The organism is Amycolatopsis sp. NBC_00348 (assembly GCF_036114655.1).
In the GTDB taxonomy this organism is placed as follows: Bacteria; Actinomycetota; Actinomycetes; order Mycobacteriales; family Pseudonocardiaceae; genus Amycolatopsis.
The window spans coordinates 2,529,415-2,547,235 of record NZ_CP107994.1 but is presented as its reverse complement, the minus strand read 5'-3'; the positions used below and the strand labels follow the sequence as shown (position 1 = coordinate 2,547,235).

Sequence of the window (17,821 nt, the reverse complement as noted above, 5' to 3'; positions counted from 1 at the left end):
CGCCCCCTCAGATCCCGGCGGCGCCGAGACATCGCCCGACCGCCGCCCACAGCCCGGTGCGCAGCCGGTCGGCGTCCTCCCCCAGCGCGGCGGTGACGTCGAAGCCGCGCGCGAGGTCGATCTCCCCGATCGGCCGCCACTGTAGCCCGAGGTCGGCGGCCTGCGCGGCCGAGCACAGCAGCAGGTCCGCCGAGCCGAAGACGTCGGCCGCCGCCGAGGTCAGCGACGCGGCCACGGCGACCTGGGCGGGCTGCAGGCCCACGGCGTCGCGGGTCCGCAGCACGCGGTCGCGCACGTGCGGGACGTCGTCCTCGGGCTGCAGCCAGACGCGCCGCCGCGCGCCACCCGAGCGGCCGGCGCGCAGGGTCTCCAGGTGTACGACCGTCGCCGGCGGCGTCGCCACGCCGGCCAGGCCCAGCGGGACGGCCCACGCGCCCTCCTCGGCCGGGACCGCGACGAGCGCGGCGCGCACCTCCTGGGTGCGGACGAGCTCGGCCCGCTCCCCCGGCGCCGCCGCGCGGAACTCCAGGTGGACCTCCAGCGCGCGGGCTTCGGCGGCGAGTTCGGCGAGGTCCCGGACACCGCACGTGTCGGGGACGGCCACCCGCATCGGCCGCAGCCGCGCGCGCCGGGCGTCGTGTTCCATCGCCTCGGCCAGCCGGACCAGGCGTTTCGCCGGGGGCAGCATGTCGCGGCCGAACGGGGTGAGCGTCGCCCGGCGGGTCGACCGGTCGAAGAGCCGCTCGCCGAGGTGGCGTTCGAGCGCGGCGATGCGGCGGCTGGCGACCGGCTGCGGGATGCGCGCGAGCGCCGCGCCCGCGGTGAAGCTCCCCGCCTCGCTCACGCTCACGAACGCTCTGCAGCCGCCGACCAGGTCCACAACCACACTCTATGCGATTGTGGCATCAAACCCTTTATTTCCGTCTTGGACAGCATGGACGGACGCGGCGAGACTGCGGTAGCCGATCAAGACCGAAAGGATGTGCCGTGTCGTTCCCCCACGTCAGGAGGGCCGCGGTCGCCGCGATGGTGCTCGTCGCGCTGACCGCCTGCGCCGCTCCGGAAGCCGCACCCGCGGCGCCCACGCCGTCGTCCCGGCCGGCTTCACCGCAGGTCGTGCCGCAACCGGACTTCGCGCCGCTCGAAGCCCAGTTCGACGCCCGGCTCGGCGTCTACGCGGTCGACACCGGCACCGGCCGCGAAGTCACGCGCCACGCCGACGACCGCTTCGGGTACGCCTCGACGCACAAGGCGTTCTCCGCGGGCGCGGTCCTGCAGCGCACCAGCCTGCCGGGGCTCGAGAAGGTGCTCAAGTACACCAAGGCCGACCTGCAGGAATACTCGCCGGTCACCGAGAAGCACGTCGACACCGGCATCTCCCTGCGCGACGCGATGGACGCCGCCCTGCGCTACAGCGACAACACCGCCGCCAACCTGCTGTTCCGCGAGCTCGGCGGACCGGCCGGGCTCGGCGCCGCGCTGCGCGGGATCGGCGACACGACCACCCACGTCGACCGGACCGAGCCCGGGCTCAACGACCTCGCGCCCGGCGACATCCGCGACACCAGCACCCCGCGCGCCATGGCCGCGAGCCTGCGCGCGTTCACCCTCGGCTCGGCGCTGCCGCCGGAGAAGCGAACCGTGCTGACCGGCATGATGCGGGCCAACACCACCGGCGGGGCGCTGATCCGGGCGGGCGCGCCGGCGGGCTGGGCCGTCGCCGACAAGACCGGCACCGGCTCCTACGCCACGCGCAACGACATCGCCGTCGTCTGGCCGCCCGGGCGGGCGCCGATCGTGCTCGTGGTCCTGTCGGACCGGAAGACGCCGGACGCGAAGTCCGACGACCGGCTGATCGCGGCCGCCGCCAAGCTCGCGCTCGACAGCCTGCGCTGAACGGTCCACAAAGGACTCGAAGGTCGATCTTCCGTTACGCTGAACGGGACCACGCGAGCCGTCCCGGACCCCGATGGCCGAGCGCGCCGGGGTCTTCCGTCCCGGCGCCGACCCGGGAGACCACCGTGGGACCAGCTCCGCCGCCGGACATCGTGCTGGTCCGGGACGCGCTCGGCGGCGACCACGAGGCGGTGCAGCAGCTCTTCCGGCTGCTGCGGCCGATCGTGCTCGCCTACTGCCGCAAGCGGCTCGGCCGCGAGAACGCCACGACGACGGCCGAGGACTGCACCCAGGAAGTGCTGTTCGCCGTGCTCGTGGCTCTGCCGCGCTACCCCTACCGGTCCGACAAGTTCCTGTCGTGGGTGTTCGGCATCGCGGCGCACAAGACCGCCGACGTGCACCGCGACCGCAACCGCAGCCACGAACGCTTCACCCCGCTCCCCGACCCCGAAGCGGCGACCGACCCGGCCTGGCGCCTCCCGGCCGCGGCCGACGACTTCGCGGCGATCGAAGAGCACCTCCAGGTGCGGCGCGTACTGAACCGGCTGCCGCGGCACTACCGCCAAGTGGTGACGTTGCGGGTGCTGCTGGGCTATTCCGCCGGGGAAACGGCGGAGCTGCTCGGCATGCCGAGCCCCGAAGCGGTGCGGGTGACCCAGTTCCGCGCGATCCGCCGGCTGCGCCGGGTGATCCGGTACGCCGCGGTCTGACGAAATCCGCGGTGAGGACACCCAATCCGGCGGGGATAGTTCCCTTGTGCAGCAGCCGATCGCGGTGAGGGGCAACCCGAGTTCGTCGTTACGGAGTAAACCGGGCACCGCGATCACGACTAGCGTGGCTTCATGGAGTCATCCGTGAGGTCTTTCGGGGCGAGCGCAGTGCGACGACACGCCGGGCGGGCCTGACGGACTTCGTGCCCTCCGGACTGACGCTGCGCCTGACGTCGCGGCCCGGCAGTGCCCTGGTGACCGTAAGCGGGGAGCTGGACCTGCCCGGCTACGCGTCCCTGCGGGACGGCCTGCTCAAGGTCGCGGCCGACACGCCGCCGGGGATCGTCGCCGACGTCAGCGCGCTGACCATGGACGAGCTCGCGCCGGCCAGCGTCTTCCCGCTGGTCGCCCGGCGCATCGACGGCTGGCCGGGCATCCCGCTGTCCCTGGTCACGAACCGGCAAGCGCACGTGCGGCTGTTGCGCACTTCGGGAATCGACCGCTTCGTCGCGGTGCACCCGGACGTGGAGACCGCCGAGCACCACCAGAGCACGCCGATCCGGCACCGGGTGGCCCGGACCCTGCCCCGCTCGGCCGGCGCCGCCCCGCTCGCCCGCTCGTTCGTCCGCGAGCTGGCCGGGCGGTGGAACGTGCCCGAACTGGTCTACGACGGCACCCTGATCGCCGGCGAGCTGGCCGACAACGCCGTGCGGCACACGTCGTCGATCCCGGAGGTGCGGCTGGACCTGCGCCGGGGGCTGCTGACCGTGGCGGTCGCCGACGACGACCCGCGGCCCGCGGTGCTGCTGGAGCGGCCGGACGTGCGCAGCCCGGGTGTCGGCCTCGCCATCGTCGCGCACGCGGCGACGGTCTGGGGCAGCAGCCGCCGGTGGTCCGGCGGCAAGGTCGTCTGGGCGGTCCTGACCTCGGCCCGGCACCGCGAGCGCGGCGAGCCGGTCTGAGGCCCCTACGCCGACAGGAGCCGCGCTTCGAGGTCGGGGCCGTCGGCGCCGACGACCTCGGCCCGGACCAGCTCACCCGCCCCCGGTGCGGTGCCGGTGAACGTGACGGTCCCGTCGACTTCGGGTCCCTGGTGCGCGGCCCAGCCGTGCCCGGCGGGCCCGACCAGCACCTCGACGACCGAGCCGATCCGCTCTGCCGCGCGCCGGCTCCCGGTTTCCTCCGCCAGGAGCGACAGCTCCTCGACACGCGCCGCGAGCACGTCCGCGGGCACCTTGCCCGGCAGGTCGACGGCTTCGGTGCCGTCCTCGTCCGAGTAGCCGAACACGCCGGCGACGTCCAGCCTGGCCTCCTCGAGGAAACGCTTGGCCTCGGCGAACTCGGCGTCGGTCTCGCCGGGGAAGCCCGCGATGAAGTTGGACCGCACGCCCGCCTCCGGCGCCACCGCGCGGATCTTCTCCAGCAGCTGCAGAAACCGTTCCCGGTCACCGAAGCGGCGCATCCGGCGCAGCACCGACCCGCTGGCGTGCTGGAACGACAGGTCGAAGTACGGCGCGACGCCGGGCGTCCCGGCGATCGTTTCGAGCAGGCTCGGGCGCAGTTCGGCGGGCTGCAGGTAGTTCACCCGCACCCGGTCGACGACGGCGGTGAGCCGCGGCAGCAGTTTCTCCAGGGCCTGCAGGTCGCCGAGGTCCTTCCCGTACGACGTCGAGTTCTCGCTCACCAGCACCAGTTCGCGGACGCCGTGACCGGCCAGCCATTCGGCCTCGGCGAGGATCTCGGCCGGCGGCCGGGACACGAACGCGCCGCGGAAGCTCGGGATGGCGCAGAACGTGCAACGCCGGTCGCAGCCCGACGCCAGCTTGAGCGGGGCGACCGGGCCCCCGCCGAGCCGGTACCGCAACGGCCTCGGGCCGCTGGCCGGACCGTGGCCGGGAACCGCCGCGGTCACCGCGGCGGGCCGCTGCACCGGCGTGATCGGCAGCAGCAGCCGGCGGTCCTGCGGGGTGTGCGCGGGGTGCGCGCGCCCGTTCAAGGCGTCTTCGAGGCGGGCGCCGATCTCCGGGTAGTCGTCGAAGGAGAGCACGGCGTCGGCCTCGGGCAGCGCGTCGGCGAGTTCACGGCCGTAGCGCTCGGCCATGCAGCCGACGGCGACCACCTTCGCGCCCTTGCCGGAGGCGGCCAGGACCGTGTCGATGGACTCCTTCTTCGCGGCTTCGATGAAGCCGCAGGTGTTCACGACGACGACGTCGGCTTCGGCGCCCGGTTCGGCGAGGCGCCACCCCGACGCGTCCAGGCGCGCGGCCAGCTCGTCGGAGTCGACCTCGTTGCGCGCGCAGCCCAAGGTGACCATCGAAACGGTGCGCACGTCGGCCACCGTCAGGACACGACGATGGTGCCGTGGCCCGGCTGGTCGCCGCCGGCCGACACTACGACCGAGTCGCCCTTGGGCCCGTCACCGATCGCGTTGGTCTGGACCAGCACCGGTGCGTCGACCGCGGGCGTGACCACGCTCAGCGGCAGGTAGGCGGTGATCACCAGCCCGCTCGCCAGCAGCACGCGGGCGACCCGGCGGCGCCGGTCACCGGTTTCCCGGACGCTGACGCAGGTGCCCCACTGCCGGCCGGCCGGCGCTTCCGGCGTGCTCCCCTGACGACGACGACGTTCTTCGGCCATACGATCGAGTTTGCTCACGGTTCCCCCTCGGTGAATCCGGTTGCCGGACAGCCCGAGAGTCGCACGCCGCGCGAAAGCCGCTCAAGGTCTTCACCGGAATTGGCCGGAACCGGTCAGCGACCACCGAACAGCCGCGTGACCTCGCCTTCGACGTCGTCCAGCCACCGCGCGCGACGGTCCGCGCCGGCGTCCGCGACCACCCGCAGCACCAGCCGGGTGACCGCCGGCTCGCCGAGGTAGGGCGCGAGGCAGCGGCGCCAGATCGCGTCGAGCGGGTCGCCGAACAGGGTCCGCTCGCGGTCCTCGGGGGTGTCGGAGGTGTTGACGACGAACAGGTGCTCCAAGGCGAGCAACGACTCGGGGGCGCCGCCCGCGTCGTCGAGCCGGTAGGCCACGCCGGGGACCAGGATCCGGTCGAGCCAGCCGCTCAGGATCGCCGGCGGTTTGCCCCACCAGTTCGGGTGGATCGCGACGAGCCCGGCGGCGTCGCGCAGTTCCTCGCGGTGGCGGCGCACCAGCGGATCCGGTTCGGCGGCGAGGAAGTCTTCGGCGCGGGTCCCGCTGGTGTAGGCCTCTTCCGCGGTGAGCACGGGGTTGAAGCCCTCGGCGTACAGGTCGTGGAACCGCACCGGCCGCCCGGCCGCGGCCAGCGCGGCCCGCACCCGGTCGGCGAGCGCGTGGTTGAAGCTTCCCGGCCGGGGATGGGCCAGCAGGACCACCACCGGCCGGGCGGACGCCGCGGTCATCCGGTCATCGCGACGAGGATGCGGCGCTTGCCGGTGAACGGCTCGCGGCCGTGGGCCGCCAGCATGTTGTTGACCACCATCACGTCGCCGGCCTGCCACGGGAAGGCGTAACTCACCTCGTCGTAGACCTCACGGATCTTCTCCAGGTCCGTGACCGGGATCGGGCGGCCGTCGGCGAAGTAGGCGTTGCGCGGCAGGTCGGCCTCCGGGTACAGCTCCAGCAGCGCCTCGCTGACCTCGTCGCCGAGGCTGGAGACGTGGAAGAGATTGGCCTGGTTGAACCACACGGTCTCGCCCGTGTGCGGCTCGTCCACAAAGGACGGCCGGACGTGCCGGGTGCGCAGGCCTTCGTCGGTCCACTCCAGGGTCTGGCCGTTGCGGGCGCAGTACTCCTCGACGACCGCGCGGTCGTCGGTCTGGAACGCCTCCTGCCAGGTGAGCCCGAGGCCCTCGCGGAACGCCCGGGTGTAGGCGACGCCGCCGGAGAACCGGTCGCGAAGGTCCTGGGGCAGCAACCGGAACATCGCCCTGCTGTCCGCGATCGGGGTGGCCCCGCCGGTCGCGGCCGGAGTGTCGCACAGGAAGAACAGCCGCGCCGGCCAGTGCGCCGAGTAGGAGTTCTCGTTGTGCATCGGGATCGACTCGGCGGGCGGGTACTCCGTCGAGGTGTAGATGTTGCCGGCCACCGCCGAGCGCGGCGTCGAGCGCTCGGTGTAGGTGAGCAGCGCGCCGCCGATCGTCTCGGTGACCCGGTTTAACAGGTCGAGGTCGACGGGCAGGCCGCGCAGCAGGATCGCGCCGTGGTCCCGCAGGTGCGTCTGCAGCTGCGGCAGGTGCGCCTCGACCCAGGCGAGGTCGGGCACCTGGTGGACGGCGATGCGGGTGTGCTCGTTGCCTTCGAGCTGCCCCAGCGGCGCCGCGAGATCGGCGGTCATGACTCCTCCAGTTCGATGCGGATCAGCTTGGTGGCCTCGGCGTGCAATGCGGCCAGGTCGTCGGCGTCGGCGAACCCGGCGGCGAAGATGTTGACGGCGTAGACCTCCTGGTCGCCGCTGAGCACCTGGCCGGGCGTGACGATGGTGACGACTTCGAGGACTTCGGGCAGGTCGGCGACATCGTCGGTGCCGGTGACGCGCACCAGCCGGCCGGCGCCGTCGGCGTAGACGACCAGGTAGCCCACCGGCACCGGCAGGCCGGCCCCGCGCGCGGGCGGCGGTGTGCCGAGGGCGAGCGAGACGGCCTCGGCGGTGACGTCGATGCCGGTGGCCAGCTTCAGCAGGGCGGGCTGCGCGCCGCCGGCCGGGCGGCCGGCGTTCACCTCGACGACGGTCGGGCCGCGCCGCGCGTCGTCGATGATCTCGACGTGCGCGCAGGTGTTGTCGAGGCCCAGCGCGCGAACGGCGTCGAGCACGGCTGCCTTGATCGCCGCCGCACGTTCTTCGGGCAGGTCGAGCGGCGGGCAGACCATGCCCAGCTCGAACTTGCGCTCGTCGATCAGCGTTTTGTCCACGATCCCGACGGCCTCCGCGACGCCGTCGCGGATCAGCACGTCCACCGCGTATTCGGAGCCTTCCAGCAGGCCCTCGACCAGGAAGACCCGCAGCGGATCGATCGATCCGGGCAGGGTCCGGTGGTAACGCGCGTCCGGCGACCGCGGCAGCCGGGTCGCGAGCAGGTCGTGGGCCGCGGCCAGCTCGTCCACTGTGGACACCGTGCGGACCAGGGTGCTGGCCGCGCCGTTGACCGGCTTGACGATCGCCGGGAGCCCGACCGTTTCGGCGATCTTCGCGGCGTCGGCCGGGTCGGCGAACAACGCGCACGGCGGGCCGGGCAACCCCGCCTCGGCCAGGGCCTTCCGGACGGCGAACTTGTTGTGCGCCACGACGAAGACGTCGGCCGGGCAGCGGGCGACGCCGAGCAGCTCGGCCACCCGGGCGGTGCTCGCGATGATCCCTTCGGCTGCGGTGAGCACTCCCCCGAGTTCCGGGTCGAGTGCCCGGATAGCCTCGGCGACCGCCGGCGCGTCCCGGACGTCGTCGACGACCACGAAACCGTCGACGATCGACGTCAGCTCGGCGCGCTCGGCGTCGTCCAGGGCCTCGGTGACCAGTTCGGCCCGGAAGCCTTCCCGGCGCACGGCCGCGACGACGTCCTGGATCCAGTGCCCGCGGGTTTCGCGGACGACGAACGCGGTCTTCACGAGACCTCCAGCCGGATCAGCTTGCTCGCCTCGGCGTGCAGCGCCACGAGGTCGTCGTGGCCGGCGAACCCGGCGACGACCAGGTTCACCGCGTACGTCTCCTGCTCGTCGGTCAGCACCTGGCCGGGCGCGACCGTGGTGACGACGTCGACGACCTCGGGCAGCGCGGCGACCTCGTCGAGCCCGCCGATGCCGGTCAGCGTGCCGGAGCCGGTGGCGTAGAGGATCAGCATGCCCAGCGGGATCGGCAGTTTCGCCGGTTCCCGCGCGGGCGGCGGCGCCCCGAGGGCGAGGGCCGTCAGCTCCGCGAAGACGTCGACGCCGGTCCGCAGCTTGGCCAGCAGCGGCATGATCGAGCCCGCCGGGCGGCCCGCGTTGACCTCGACGATCGTCGGGCCGCGCCACTCGTCGTCGATGATCTCGACGTGCGCGACCGTGTTGTCCAGGCCCAGCGCTGTCACCGCGGCGGACGCCGCTTCGCTGACCAGCGCGGCCCGCTCGTCGGTGAGCCCGGCGGGCGGGCAGGACAGGACCAGCTCGAACTTGCGCTCGTCGATCAGCGGCTTGTCGAGGATCTCGACCGGTTCGGGGACGCCGTCGCGGATCAGCACGTCGACGGCGTACTCCGGGCCGCGCAGGAACCCTTCGACGAGGAACGTCTTCGCCGGGTCCAGTGCGCCCAGCGGGCGGTGGTAGCGCGGGTCGGCGGACTCGGGCAGCCGTAACGCCAGCAGCTCGTACGCCGCGGCCAGCTCGTCCACTGTGGACACCGTGCGCACGAGGTTGCTGCCCGCGCCGTTGACCGGCTTGACGATCGCCGGGAGGCCCACCTGCGAGGCCACGTCAGCGGCCTCCGTGGCCGACGAGATCAGCGCGAACCCCGGTCCGGGCAGCCCGGCCGCCGCGAGGGCTTCCCGGACCGCGTACTTGCTGGCGCACCGGGTGAACGCCGACGCCGGGCCACGCGCCACGCCGAGCAGCTCGGCGACCCGGGCGGTGCTCTCGATCGCTCCGTCGGAGCCGGTGAGCACCGCCGCGGGCGCGGGCGTGATCTCCCGGATCTTCGCGGCGACGGCTTCGGCGTCGTAGACGTCGTCCACGGCCACGACGTCGTCCACCAGCGCGGCGAGCGACGTCCGCTCCGCCGCGTCCACCGGCGGGGCGAGCAGGACCGCGCGGTGGCCGGCCGCGTGCACCGCGGCGGCGACCTCGCCGACCCAGTGCCCGCGTGCTTCCCTGATCAGCACCACGACACTCACGCCGCCTCCTTCCCCGCGAGCTTCCGCTCCCGCACCTGCGCGCCGACCAGGTCGTCCGGCAGCGAGTCCGGCACCTCGGTGTCGAACCGGCGCAGCAGCTTGACGGCGAATCCGCCGATGTTGATCAGCAGCAGGATCAGCGCGTAGACGACGTACACGAGCCCGACCCCGCGGCCTTCGCCGGTGCCGAGCACCGAGCCGACCGACCCGGCGAGCGCACCGCCGGGAGCCAGCAGCGGCGAGAACCAGCCGACGGCCAGCGGCGCCAGCACCGCGAAGCCGATCGGCAGGGTGGACCAGGTGATCGTCTGGTTGATCGCGAACACCCGGCCGTGGTAGCGCTGCGGCACCTTGACCTGCACCAGCGTCGCGTAGATGCCCTGGGACACGGCCATCGCCGCGGCCAGCAGGAACACCCCGGCGGCGACGCCGATCAGCGACGGGCGCAGGCCCATCACCAGGCAGCCGAGCGCGATGCCGACGTTGCCCGCGAGCACGCCGACCATCCGCCGCTTGCGCGGCCCGCCCCACAGCGCCATCCCGATGCCGCCGACCACGGCGCCGACCGCCTCGGCCAGCGCGACCTGGGCGACGTCGGTGACCGTGCCGAACGAGAGCACCAGCGGCGAGACGAGCACCAGCGCGGGCGCCAGGAAGACGTTGGCCAGCGCGAAGTACAGCAGCATGGTGCGGAAGCCGCGGTGGTTCCACGAGTACTTCAGCCCGCCCGCGATCGCCGTCAGCAGCGGTTCGCGCGGACGCCAGCCGAGCAGGTCCGGGAACCGGACGAACAGCAGGCTGACGACGGCGAAGGCGTAGCTCACCATGTCGAGGACCAGGATCCCGGACAGCTGGATCGCGGCCAGCAGGCCGGCGGCGATCACCGGCATGAGCAGCTGCGCGAAGCCGTTGGACAGCTGCGCGAGGCCCATCGCGTGACCGAGGTACTGCTTGGGCACGAGCTGGGCGACCGACGACTGGTACGCGATCCGTTGCAGCGACCCCGCGACCGACCCGAGCGGGATCAGGACGTAGATGAACCACAGCTGCAGGTTGTCCGCGACGAGCAGCAAGGCGAGCGCGAGCTGGATGAGCCCGGCGACCGAGCTGGCCGCGATCATGATCTTGCGGCGGTCGCCGCGGTCGACCAGGGCGCCGGCCACCGGCAGGATCAGCACGCCGCACATCAGCGCTAGGGCCCAGAGGAGGCCGAGGTCGGTGACCGAGCCGGTGCGGGTGTAGAGCCAGATCGGCACCGCGAACGACGTCAGCGCCGAACCCGTCGAGGAGACCAGCTGGCCGATGGTGACCGTGACGAACCGGGCCATGCTCGGCGGCACCACGGGCTTCTCGTCCACGTCGGCCGTGTGCGTGTCGTGCACCGCCCAGCCCGCGTCCTCGCCCCGCTTCGCGACGTGCAGGTCGCCGGGGTCGTCCAGTGCGGGGTGGACGCGGGTGATGATCTCGGCCAGCTCGTCCGCGCGGTAGCGGAGGAAGAAGTGCCCGGCCTGGTCCAGCACCACGAGTGCGGTGCGGTCGGTGAGGAACTCCCATTCGCGGTAGCGCTCGGCGTAGTAGTCGGTGACCGGGTCCTCCGAGCCGACGACCGAGATGATCGGCGCGCGCAGCTTGGCGACGCGGGCGTCGAGCAGGCCGCTGAAGTACTCCTCGGCGGCGCGGCTGTCGGCGCGCATGTTGCTGATGATCCGGTCGGCCTGGTCCGGGTCGAGCTCCTCGGTGTCGACGCCCATGCCCTTGAGCCAGTCCGCGTAGTACCGGTTGCTGCGCAGCTTCTCCAGCTTTGTGCGCAGGGTGCCGACCGCGCCCTTGATCCGCGCGAACGGGAAGATCGCGCCGATGTGGACGACCTCCAGCTCGCGGCCGCGTTCCTCCAGCCGGCGGGCGACGCCGACGGCGAGCGCGTTGCCGACGCCGCAGTGGCCGTAGATGGCGAGGGGCCCGTCGATCCGCTCGAGGACCTCGTCGGCCAGCCGCTCGACCAGGTCGTCGAACGGCACGGCCTCCTCGGTCAGGCCGACGTCGTGGCCCGGGATCGCCACCGAGTACAGCGAATACCCGGCGGGCAGGGCGTCCGCGAGGGGCTGGTAGACGATCGCGCTGCCGCCGCCGTAGGGGAAGCAGACGTAGGTGAGCGTCCGCTGTTTGACGGGCCTGGTCAGCTCGTAGAGCAGGTGCCCGGAGTCGTCGCGGTCGCCGTCGAGGAACGCTGCCAGCTCCCGGATGGTCCGGTGCTGGAACAGGTCCATCACGCCCGCTTGGTGCCCGGCCTTCGCGATCCGCGCGACGACCTGGGTCGCGAGCATCGAGTGGCCGCCGAGGTCGAAGAAGTCGTCGTCGACACCCAGTTCGTCCACCTTGAGGACGTCCCGCCAGATGTCCGCGAGGAGGATCTCCAGGGGCGTCGACGGGGTGACGAGTTCCGTGCTCGCGTCGCGGCTGGCGACCGGTGCGGGCAGGGCCTTGCGGTCGAGCTTCCCGTTGGGGGTCAACGGAAGTTCGTCGAGGGTGACGAACGACGGCGGGACCATGTAGTCCGGCAGGGTCAGCTTCAACGCCGTCCGCAGCGCCCCGGCGTCCGCGTCACCGACGACGTACCCGACCAGGCGCTTGTCGCCCGGCGTGTCCTCGCGGACGAGCACCACGGCGTCGCGGACGCCGTCCTGCTCGCGCAGGGCCGTCTCGATCTCGCCGAGTTCGATGCGCAGGCCGCGGAGCTTGACCTGGTGGTCGATGCGGCCGAGGAAGGCGATCGTGCCGTCCGGGCGCCAGTGGGCGAGGTCGCCGGTGCGGTACATCCGTCCACTGTGGAACGGGTCCGGGACGAACTTCTCGGCCGTCAGCTCGGGCCGGTTGTGGTAGCCGAGCGCCAGGCCGACGCCCGCGATGTGCAGTTCGCCGGGGACACCGACCGGGCACGGATTGCCGCGCTGGTCGAGGACGTAGATCCGCAGGTTGCGGATCGGCGCGCCGATGGGCACCGACGCGACGTCGGCCAGCGCCTCGGGCGTGCAGTGCCACGCCGTGACGTCGATCGCGGCTTCGGTCGGGCCGTAGAGGTTGTGGAGTTCGCAGTGCGGCAGCCGGGTGGTGAACTCCCGGGCCGTCACCAGGGACAGTTCCTCGCCGCTGCAGACCACGCGGCGCAACGACGTCACCGCGCCGATCTCCGGCTCCGCGAGGAACAGGGTCAGCATCGACGGCACGAAGTGGGCCGTGGTGATGCGCTCGGAAACCAGGAGGTCGCGCAGGTAGGCCGCGTCCTTGTGGCCGCCCGGCTCGGCCAGCACCAGCCGGGCGCCGGTGCTGAGCGGCCAGAAGAACTCCCACACCGAGACGTCGAAGCTCGCCGGGGTCTTCTGCAGGACCGCGTCCGTGCCGTCGAGGCCGTAGGCGCGTTGCATCCAGTCGAGACGGTTGACGATGCCGCGGTGGCCGTTCGGCACGCCCTTCGGCCGCCCGGTGGAGCCCGAGGTGTAGATGACGTACGCCGGATCGTCCGGCCCGGCCGGGGTGTCCAGTGTGGACTCGGGCCCGGTCAGGTCGTCGAGGACGACGACGGTCGCGCCGCCCGGCGGCAGCGTGTCACGCAGCGCGGCCTGGGTCAGGACCACCGGCGCGGCCGCGTCGTCGAGCATGAACGCGAGCCGGTCGGCCGGGTACTCCGGATCCAGGGGCACGTACGCGCCGCCGGACTTCAGCACCCCGAGCAGGCCCGCGACCAGCTCGAACGACCGGTTCGCGAAGACGCCGACCAGCGTGCCCGGCCCGACGCCCAGCTCACGCAGGCGGTGCGCGACGCGGTTGGCGCGGGCGTCCAGTTCCCGGTAGGACAGGGACTCGCCGCGGAAGGTCAGCGCGGGCGCGTCCGGAGTCCGGGCGACCTGGGCTTCGACGAGCGAGTGGAGCGTGCCCGGCGGGATCTCCCCCGCCGTGTCGTTCCACCGGTTCAGCACCAGGTCCCGCTGGTCACCCAGGAGATCCAGTTCGGACACCGCCCGCGTCGGGTCGGCGACGATCGAGCGCAGCAGCGTGACCAGGCGGTCGGCCATCCCGGCGACGGTCTCCGCGGCGAACAGCGCGGTGTTGTGGACGAACTTGCCGATCAGGCCGGACTCGATCTCGATCGCGTGGAACTCGAAGTCGAACCGGGTGGCGGGCAGGTCCATCGGCAGCCAGCGGAAGTCCACTGCGGACTCACCCGCCGCGGCCATCCGGCCCATCTCGTAGTTCTGCAGCGCGAACATCGCCTGGAACACCGGCGAGCGGCTGACGTCCCGGGGCACGCCCAGGGCGTTGACCAGGCGTTCGAAGGGGACGTCGGCGTGGTCGAACGCGTCGAGCACGTGCCGCCGGGTCCGGTCCAGCAGCTCGGTGAAGCTCGGGTCGCCGGCCAGCTGGGCGCGCAGCGGCAGCATGTTGATGAACATGCCGACCACGCCCTCCAGCTCGGGCAGCCCGCGCCCGGCCGACGACGATCCGACGGCGAAGTCCTCCTGCCCGGAGTACCGCGAGAGCAGCAGCTGGTAGGCAGCGAGCAGGGTCATGAAGAGCGTGACGCCGTGTTCGCGGCTCAGCTCGCCGAGGGCCCGGGCGAGGTCCTGCTCGACGAAGAACTCGTGAATGGCACCGTCGAACGTCTGGGTCGCCGGGCGCGGCCGGTCCGTCGGCAGCTCCAGGGGTTCGACGCCGCGGAGGGTCTCCTGCCAGTGGTCCAGCTGCCGGTCGAGTTCGGTGCCGGTGAGCGTCCGGCGTTGCCAGTGCGCGAAGTCGCCGTAGCCGATGGTCAGCGCGGGCAGGCCGGCGGCGGTGCCGTGGTAGTGCGCGGCGAGGTCGCGCAGCAGCAGGTCGACCGACCAGCCGTCGCCGACGATGTGGTGCGTGCAGACGGCGAGGAGGTGCTCGTCGTCGCTGATCCGGACCAAGGTGGCGCGCAGCAGCGGGCCGTCGACCAGGTCGAACGGCTCCGCCGCGGCGGAGCCGACCGCGGCCCGGGCGGCTTCCTCGTCACCGGCGTCCACAAAGGACAGGGGCACGGTGGCGACCGGTTCGAGGCGCACGGACGGCTGCCCGTCCTCCCCCGCCGGGAACCGCATCCGCAACGCCTCGTGCCGGACCGGGAGGGCGTCGAGGGCGGCCTGCAGCTGCCGCTGATCGACGCGGCCGGTGAGGCGGATCGGGATCGGGATGTTGTACGACGTGGTCCCGGGCGCGAACTGCTCCATGAACCAGACGCGTTCCTGCTGGTAGGACAGCGGGACCGGGTCGCCGTCCGGACGCGGGGTGATGGTCGCGACCGGTTCGGCGCGCCGGCGCAGCCGTCGTTCCAGCAGGGCCCGGCGCGCGGCGGCGCTGCTGGTCTCGTCGATCGTCGTCACGCCTGCTCGCTTTCGGCCAGCTGGGCCCGGACCTCTTCGTCGCTGAGCTGGTCGAGGTCTTCTTCCAGCCGCCGTTCGACCTCGGCCGCGAGGCCCGCCACCGTGGTGAACGAGAAGAGGCCGCGGACCGGCAGTTCGACGCCGACCTGCTTGCGGATCCGGGCCATCGCGCGGATGGCCAGGAGGGAGTTGCCGCCGTGGGCGAAGAAGTCGTCGTGCACCCCGAGCTTCTCGACGCCCAGGAGTTCGCCGAGCACCTCGGCGACCAGCTCTTCGGCCGCGGTGCTCGGGGCGACGTACTCCGTCTCCGCGCCGAGCTGCGGATCGGGCAGCGCGGCGCGGTCGAGCTTGCCGCTGGCCGCGACCGGCAGGGCGTCCAGGGTGACGAACAGCGTGGGCACCAGGTACTCCGGCAGGCTCGCCCGCAATGCCTCCGCCGCGCCTTCGGCGGTGCCGACGATGTACCCGACGAGGGTGCCTTCGCGGACGGCGACGGCCGCGTCCCGGACGTCCGGGAGTTGCCGGAGCGCGGCTTCGACCTCGCCGGGCTCGATGCGGTAACCGCGCAGCTTGACCTGGTCGTCGGTGCGGCCGAGGTACTCGAGGGTGCCGTCACGGCGCCAGCGGGCGAGGTCGCCGGTGTTGTACATCCGGCCGAACGGGCCGTCCGGGAAGCGTTCCGCGGTCAGCTCGGGCAGGCCGAGGTAGCCGTCGGCGAGCTGCGCGCCGGCCAGGTGGAGCCGGCCCGCGACGCCCGGCGGTACCGGCCGGAGCCGGTCGTCGAGGACGTAGACACGGGTGCCCGGGACCGGGCGGCCGATCGGCACCGGGCCGTCGACCGGACCGTCGAGCCGGTGCGCGACGCAGCCGACGGTCGCTTCGGTCGGCCCGTACTCGTTGGTGACGGTCGCGGCGAACTGCCGCACGACCTCGCCCATCAGCGCCTCACCACCGAGCACCAGGTCACCGGTGGGGTACGACTCCTCCGGCAGCACGGCGAGGTGCGTCGGCGTCGCCTTGACGAAGTCCGGCCGACCGGAGTCCACAATGGACCCACCGGCGGTGAGCGGGCCGAGCAGCGTCGTCACGGTCAGGTCGAACGACGCCGACGTGTGCAGCAGCGCCCGGCCGCTCAGGCTCGGGTACGCCTCGCGGGCCCAGGCCAGGTAGGTGGCCAGGGCGCGGTGCCCGACCTCGACGCCCTTGGGGCGCCCGGTCGAGCCGGACGTGTAGATGACGTAGGCGATGCCGTCCGGCGCGGGCGGGTTCTCCGCGGACGAGTCCGCCCACACCGCCGGGTCGCTCAGGTCCAGGGTCTCGGCGTCGAGGGTGACGCCGCTGGTGAGCACGACGCGAGCCCCGGCGTCGGCCAGGACCAGGGCCTGCCGCTGCGCCGGGTTGGCCGGGTCGAACGGAACGTAGGCGGCGCCGCTCTTCAGCGCGCCCAGGATGCCCACGACCAGGTCGGCCGAGTTCGGCGCGCACACGCCGACCACACCACCGGTGCCGAGGCGGTGCGCGACGCGGTTGGCCCGCGCGTTCAGCTCGGCGTACGTCAGGCGCACGCCGCCCAGGTCGACCGCCACCGCGTCCGGGGTCTGCGTCACCTGCTCCTCGAAGCGCGCGACGACCGGCGGAGCGTCCGAAGTGGACGTTCCGCTCCACTCCAGCACCTGGACGCGCTCGGCGTCCGAGACCAGCGGCAGGTCCGCCACCGGCGTCGCGGCGTCCTCGACCGCTGCCGAGAGCAGGCCTAGGAACCGGGCCACCATGGACTCGGCCGTGGCCCGGTCGAACAGGTCGGTGCGATAGAGCAGCCGGCCGTCGACCGCGGTGAGGTCGATCGCGACGTCGTCCTTGGCCGTGGCGTAGCGGACCGGCTCGATGCCCGAGTCGGGGATGAAGTTGAACCCGATCTGGTAGAGCGCCTGCACCGCCGGGTCACGCTCGGGACGGACGGCGTCGGCGACCAGCTGGAACGGCACCCGCCCGTGCTCGATCGCGTCCAGCACCGCCGTGCGGACCCGGCCGACCAGGTCGGCGAACGGCGGGTCACCGCCGAGGTCGACGCGGATGGCCAGCTGGTTGACGAACATCCCGATCAGCGGCGCCAGCTCCGGCAGGTCGCGCCCGGCCACCGGCACGCCGACGACGACATCGTCCTGGCCGGACAGCCGGGACAGCAGCGCGGTGTACCCGGCCAGCAGCACCATGAACGGCGACGCCGACAGCTCCCGGCCGACCGCGCCGGCCTGCGCGAGCAGGCCGGCGGGCAGGTCGAAGTCGACCTGGTCGCCGGCGAACCCGAACTCGGCGGGCCGCGGCCGGTCGGTGGGCAGGCTGTGCACGGGCGGGAGCCCGGCCAGCCGCTCGCGCCAGTACGCCAGCTGGGCGCGCACCAGCGGCAGCTGGCCGCGCTGCCAGGCCGAGTAGTCCGGGTACTGGATGGCGAGGTCGGGCAGCTTCGGCAGCCGCCCTTCGGCGACGGCGTCGCAGGCCTCGTTCAGCTCGCTCGACAGCACCGGCACGGACCCGGCGTCGAACACCGTGTGGTGCACGACGAAGGTGAGCAGCCAGTCGGTGTCGGCGAGGCGGCACAGCTGGGCCCGCCACGGCGGCGCGGTGTCGAGGGGGATCGGGCGGCGGGCGATCGCCTGGGCCAGCTCGGCTGCTTTCGCCTCCCGCGCGTCGGCCGGGAGGTCACGCAGGTCGTGCACCTCCGGCTCGATCGGGACGTGCTCGTGCACGACCTGGACGAGCGCGCCGTCCGCCATCCGGAACGCGGTGCGCAGTGCCTCGTGCCGGCCGACGATCACGCCGATCGCGGCCCGCCACTGCGACTCGGTGAGCGGCAGGTCCTGCCGCACCTGGCACGGCAGGTTGTACACCGGCGAGGCGGGGTCGAGCTGGTTCGACAGCCAGATCCGCTCCTGCCCGAACGAGGCCGGGAACGTCCATTCCTTCGTGTCGGTCATGT

12 protein-coding genes are annotated in these 17,821 nt (G+C 73.0%); 3 read left to right on the top strand and 9 right to left on the bottom strand.

Annotation, left to right across the window (positions count from 1 at the left end):
• Positions 1-7: 7 nt before the first annotated feature.
• On the bottom strand, positions 8-886 hold the full coding sequence (locus tag OHS58_RS11445) for a LysR family transcriptional regulator (protein WP_328648207.1): 879 nt from the start codon (positions 884-886) through the stop codon (positions 8-10).
• 140 nt (positions 887-1,026) lie between these two features.
• Between OHS58_RS11445 and bla the strand changes: the two genes are divergently transcribed.
• The 3 genes from bla to OHS58_RS11430 all read left to right on the top strand — a co-directional run bounded on the left by bla (position 1,027) and on the right by OHS58_RS11430 (position 3,568).
• The gene (gene bla, locus OHS58_RS11440; RefSeq protein WP_442792334.1) at positions 1,027-1,896 is read left to right on the top strand and encodes a class A beta-lactamase; all 870 of its coding nucleotides are present in this window, start codon (positions 1,027-1,029) and stop codon (positions 1,894-1,896) included.
• A 125-nt stretch (positions 1,897-2,021) separates the two neighbouring features.
• Positions 2,022-2,606, top strand: a complete 585-nt coding sequence (locus tag OHS58_RS11435) for a sigma-70 family RNA polymerase sigma factor (protein ID WP_326949866.1) — start codon at positions 2,022-2,024, stop codon at positions 2,604-2,606.
• A 203-nt stretch (positions 2,607-2,809) separates the two neighbouring features.
• Positions 2,810-3,568, top strand: a complete 759-nt coding sequence (locus OHS58_RS11430) for an ATP-binding protein (protein WP_328648205.1) — start codon at positions 2,810-2,812, stop codon at positions 3,566-3,568.
• Between the two features lie 5 nt (positions 3,569-3,573).
• On the opposite strand, the gene OHS58_RS11425 is transcribed toward OHS58_RS11430, so the two are convergent.
• From OHS58_RS11425 to OHS58_RS11390, 8 genes are all read right to left on the bottom strand, one after another.
• A complete protein-coding gene (locus tag OHS58_RS11425; RefSeq protein WP_328649793.1) occupies positions 3,574-4,920 on the bottom strand; it encodes a MiaB/RimO family radical SAM methylthiotransferase in 1,347 nt (448 codons plus the stop codon).
• 26 nt (positions 4,921-4,946) lie between these two features.
• The gene (locus OHS58_RS11420) at positions 4,947-5,243 is read right to left on the bottom strand and encodes a hypothetical protein (RefSeq protein WP_328648204.1); all 297 of its coding nucleotides are present in this window, start codon (positions 5,241-5,243) and stop codon (positions 4,947-4,949) included.
• Positions 5,244-5,356: 113 nt separating this feature from the next.
• Positions 5,357-5,989, bottom strand: coding sequence for an NAD(P)H-dependent oxidoreductase (locus OHS58_RS11415; protein ID WP_328648203.1), 633 nt, complete (start codon positions 5,987-5,989; stop codon positions 5,357-5,359).
• Positions 5,986-6,924, bottom strand: coding sequence for a TauD/TfdA family dioxygenase (locus OHS58_RS11410; protein WP_328648202.1), 939 nt, complete (start codon positions 6,922-6,924; stop codon positions 5,986-5,988). The genes OHS58_RS11415 and OHS58_RS11410 overlap by 4 nt, the downstream gene beginning before the upstream one ends.
• Positions 6,921-8,189, bottom strand: a complete 1,269-nt coding sequence (locus OHS58_RS11405) for an ATP-grasp domain-containing protein (protein WP_328648201.1) — start codon at positions 8,187-8,189, stop codon at positions 6,921-6,923. The genes OHS58_RS11410 and OHS58_RS11405 overlap by 4 nt, the downstream gene beginning before the upstream one ends.
• A complete protein-coding gene (locus OHS58_RS11400) occupies positions 8,186-9,448 on the bottom strand; it encodes an ATP-grasp domain-containing protein (protein ID WP_328648200.1) in 1,263 nt (420 codons plus the stop codon). The genes OHS58_RS11405 and OHS58_RS11400 overlap by 4 nt, the downstream gene beginning before the upstream one ends.
• Positions 9,445-14,844, bottom strand: a complete 5,400-nt coding sequence (locus OHS58_RS11395; protein ID WP_328648199.1) for a non-ribosomal peptide synthetase/MFS transporter — start codon at positions 14,842-14,844, stop codon at positions 9,445-9,447. Before OHS58_RS11395 ends, OHS58_RS11400 begins: the two co-directional genes overlap by 4 nt.
• A complete protein-coding gene (locus tag OHS58_RS11390) occupies positions 14,841-17,819 on the bottom strand; it encodes a non-ribosomal peptide synthetase (RefSeq protein WP_328648198.1) in 2,979 nt (992 codons plus the stop codon). Before OHS58_RS11390 ends, OHS58_RS11395 begins: the two co-directional genes overlap by 4 nt.
• Between the last annotated feature and the right edge of the window lie 2 nt (positions 17,820-17,821).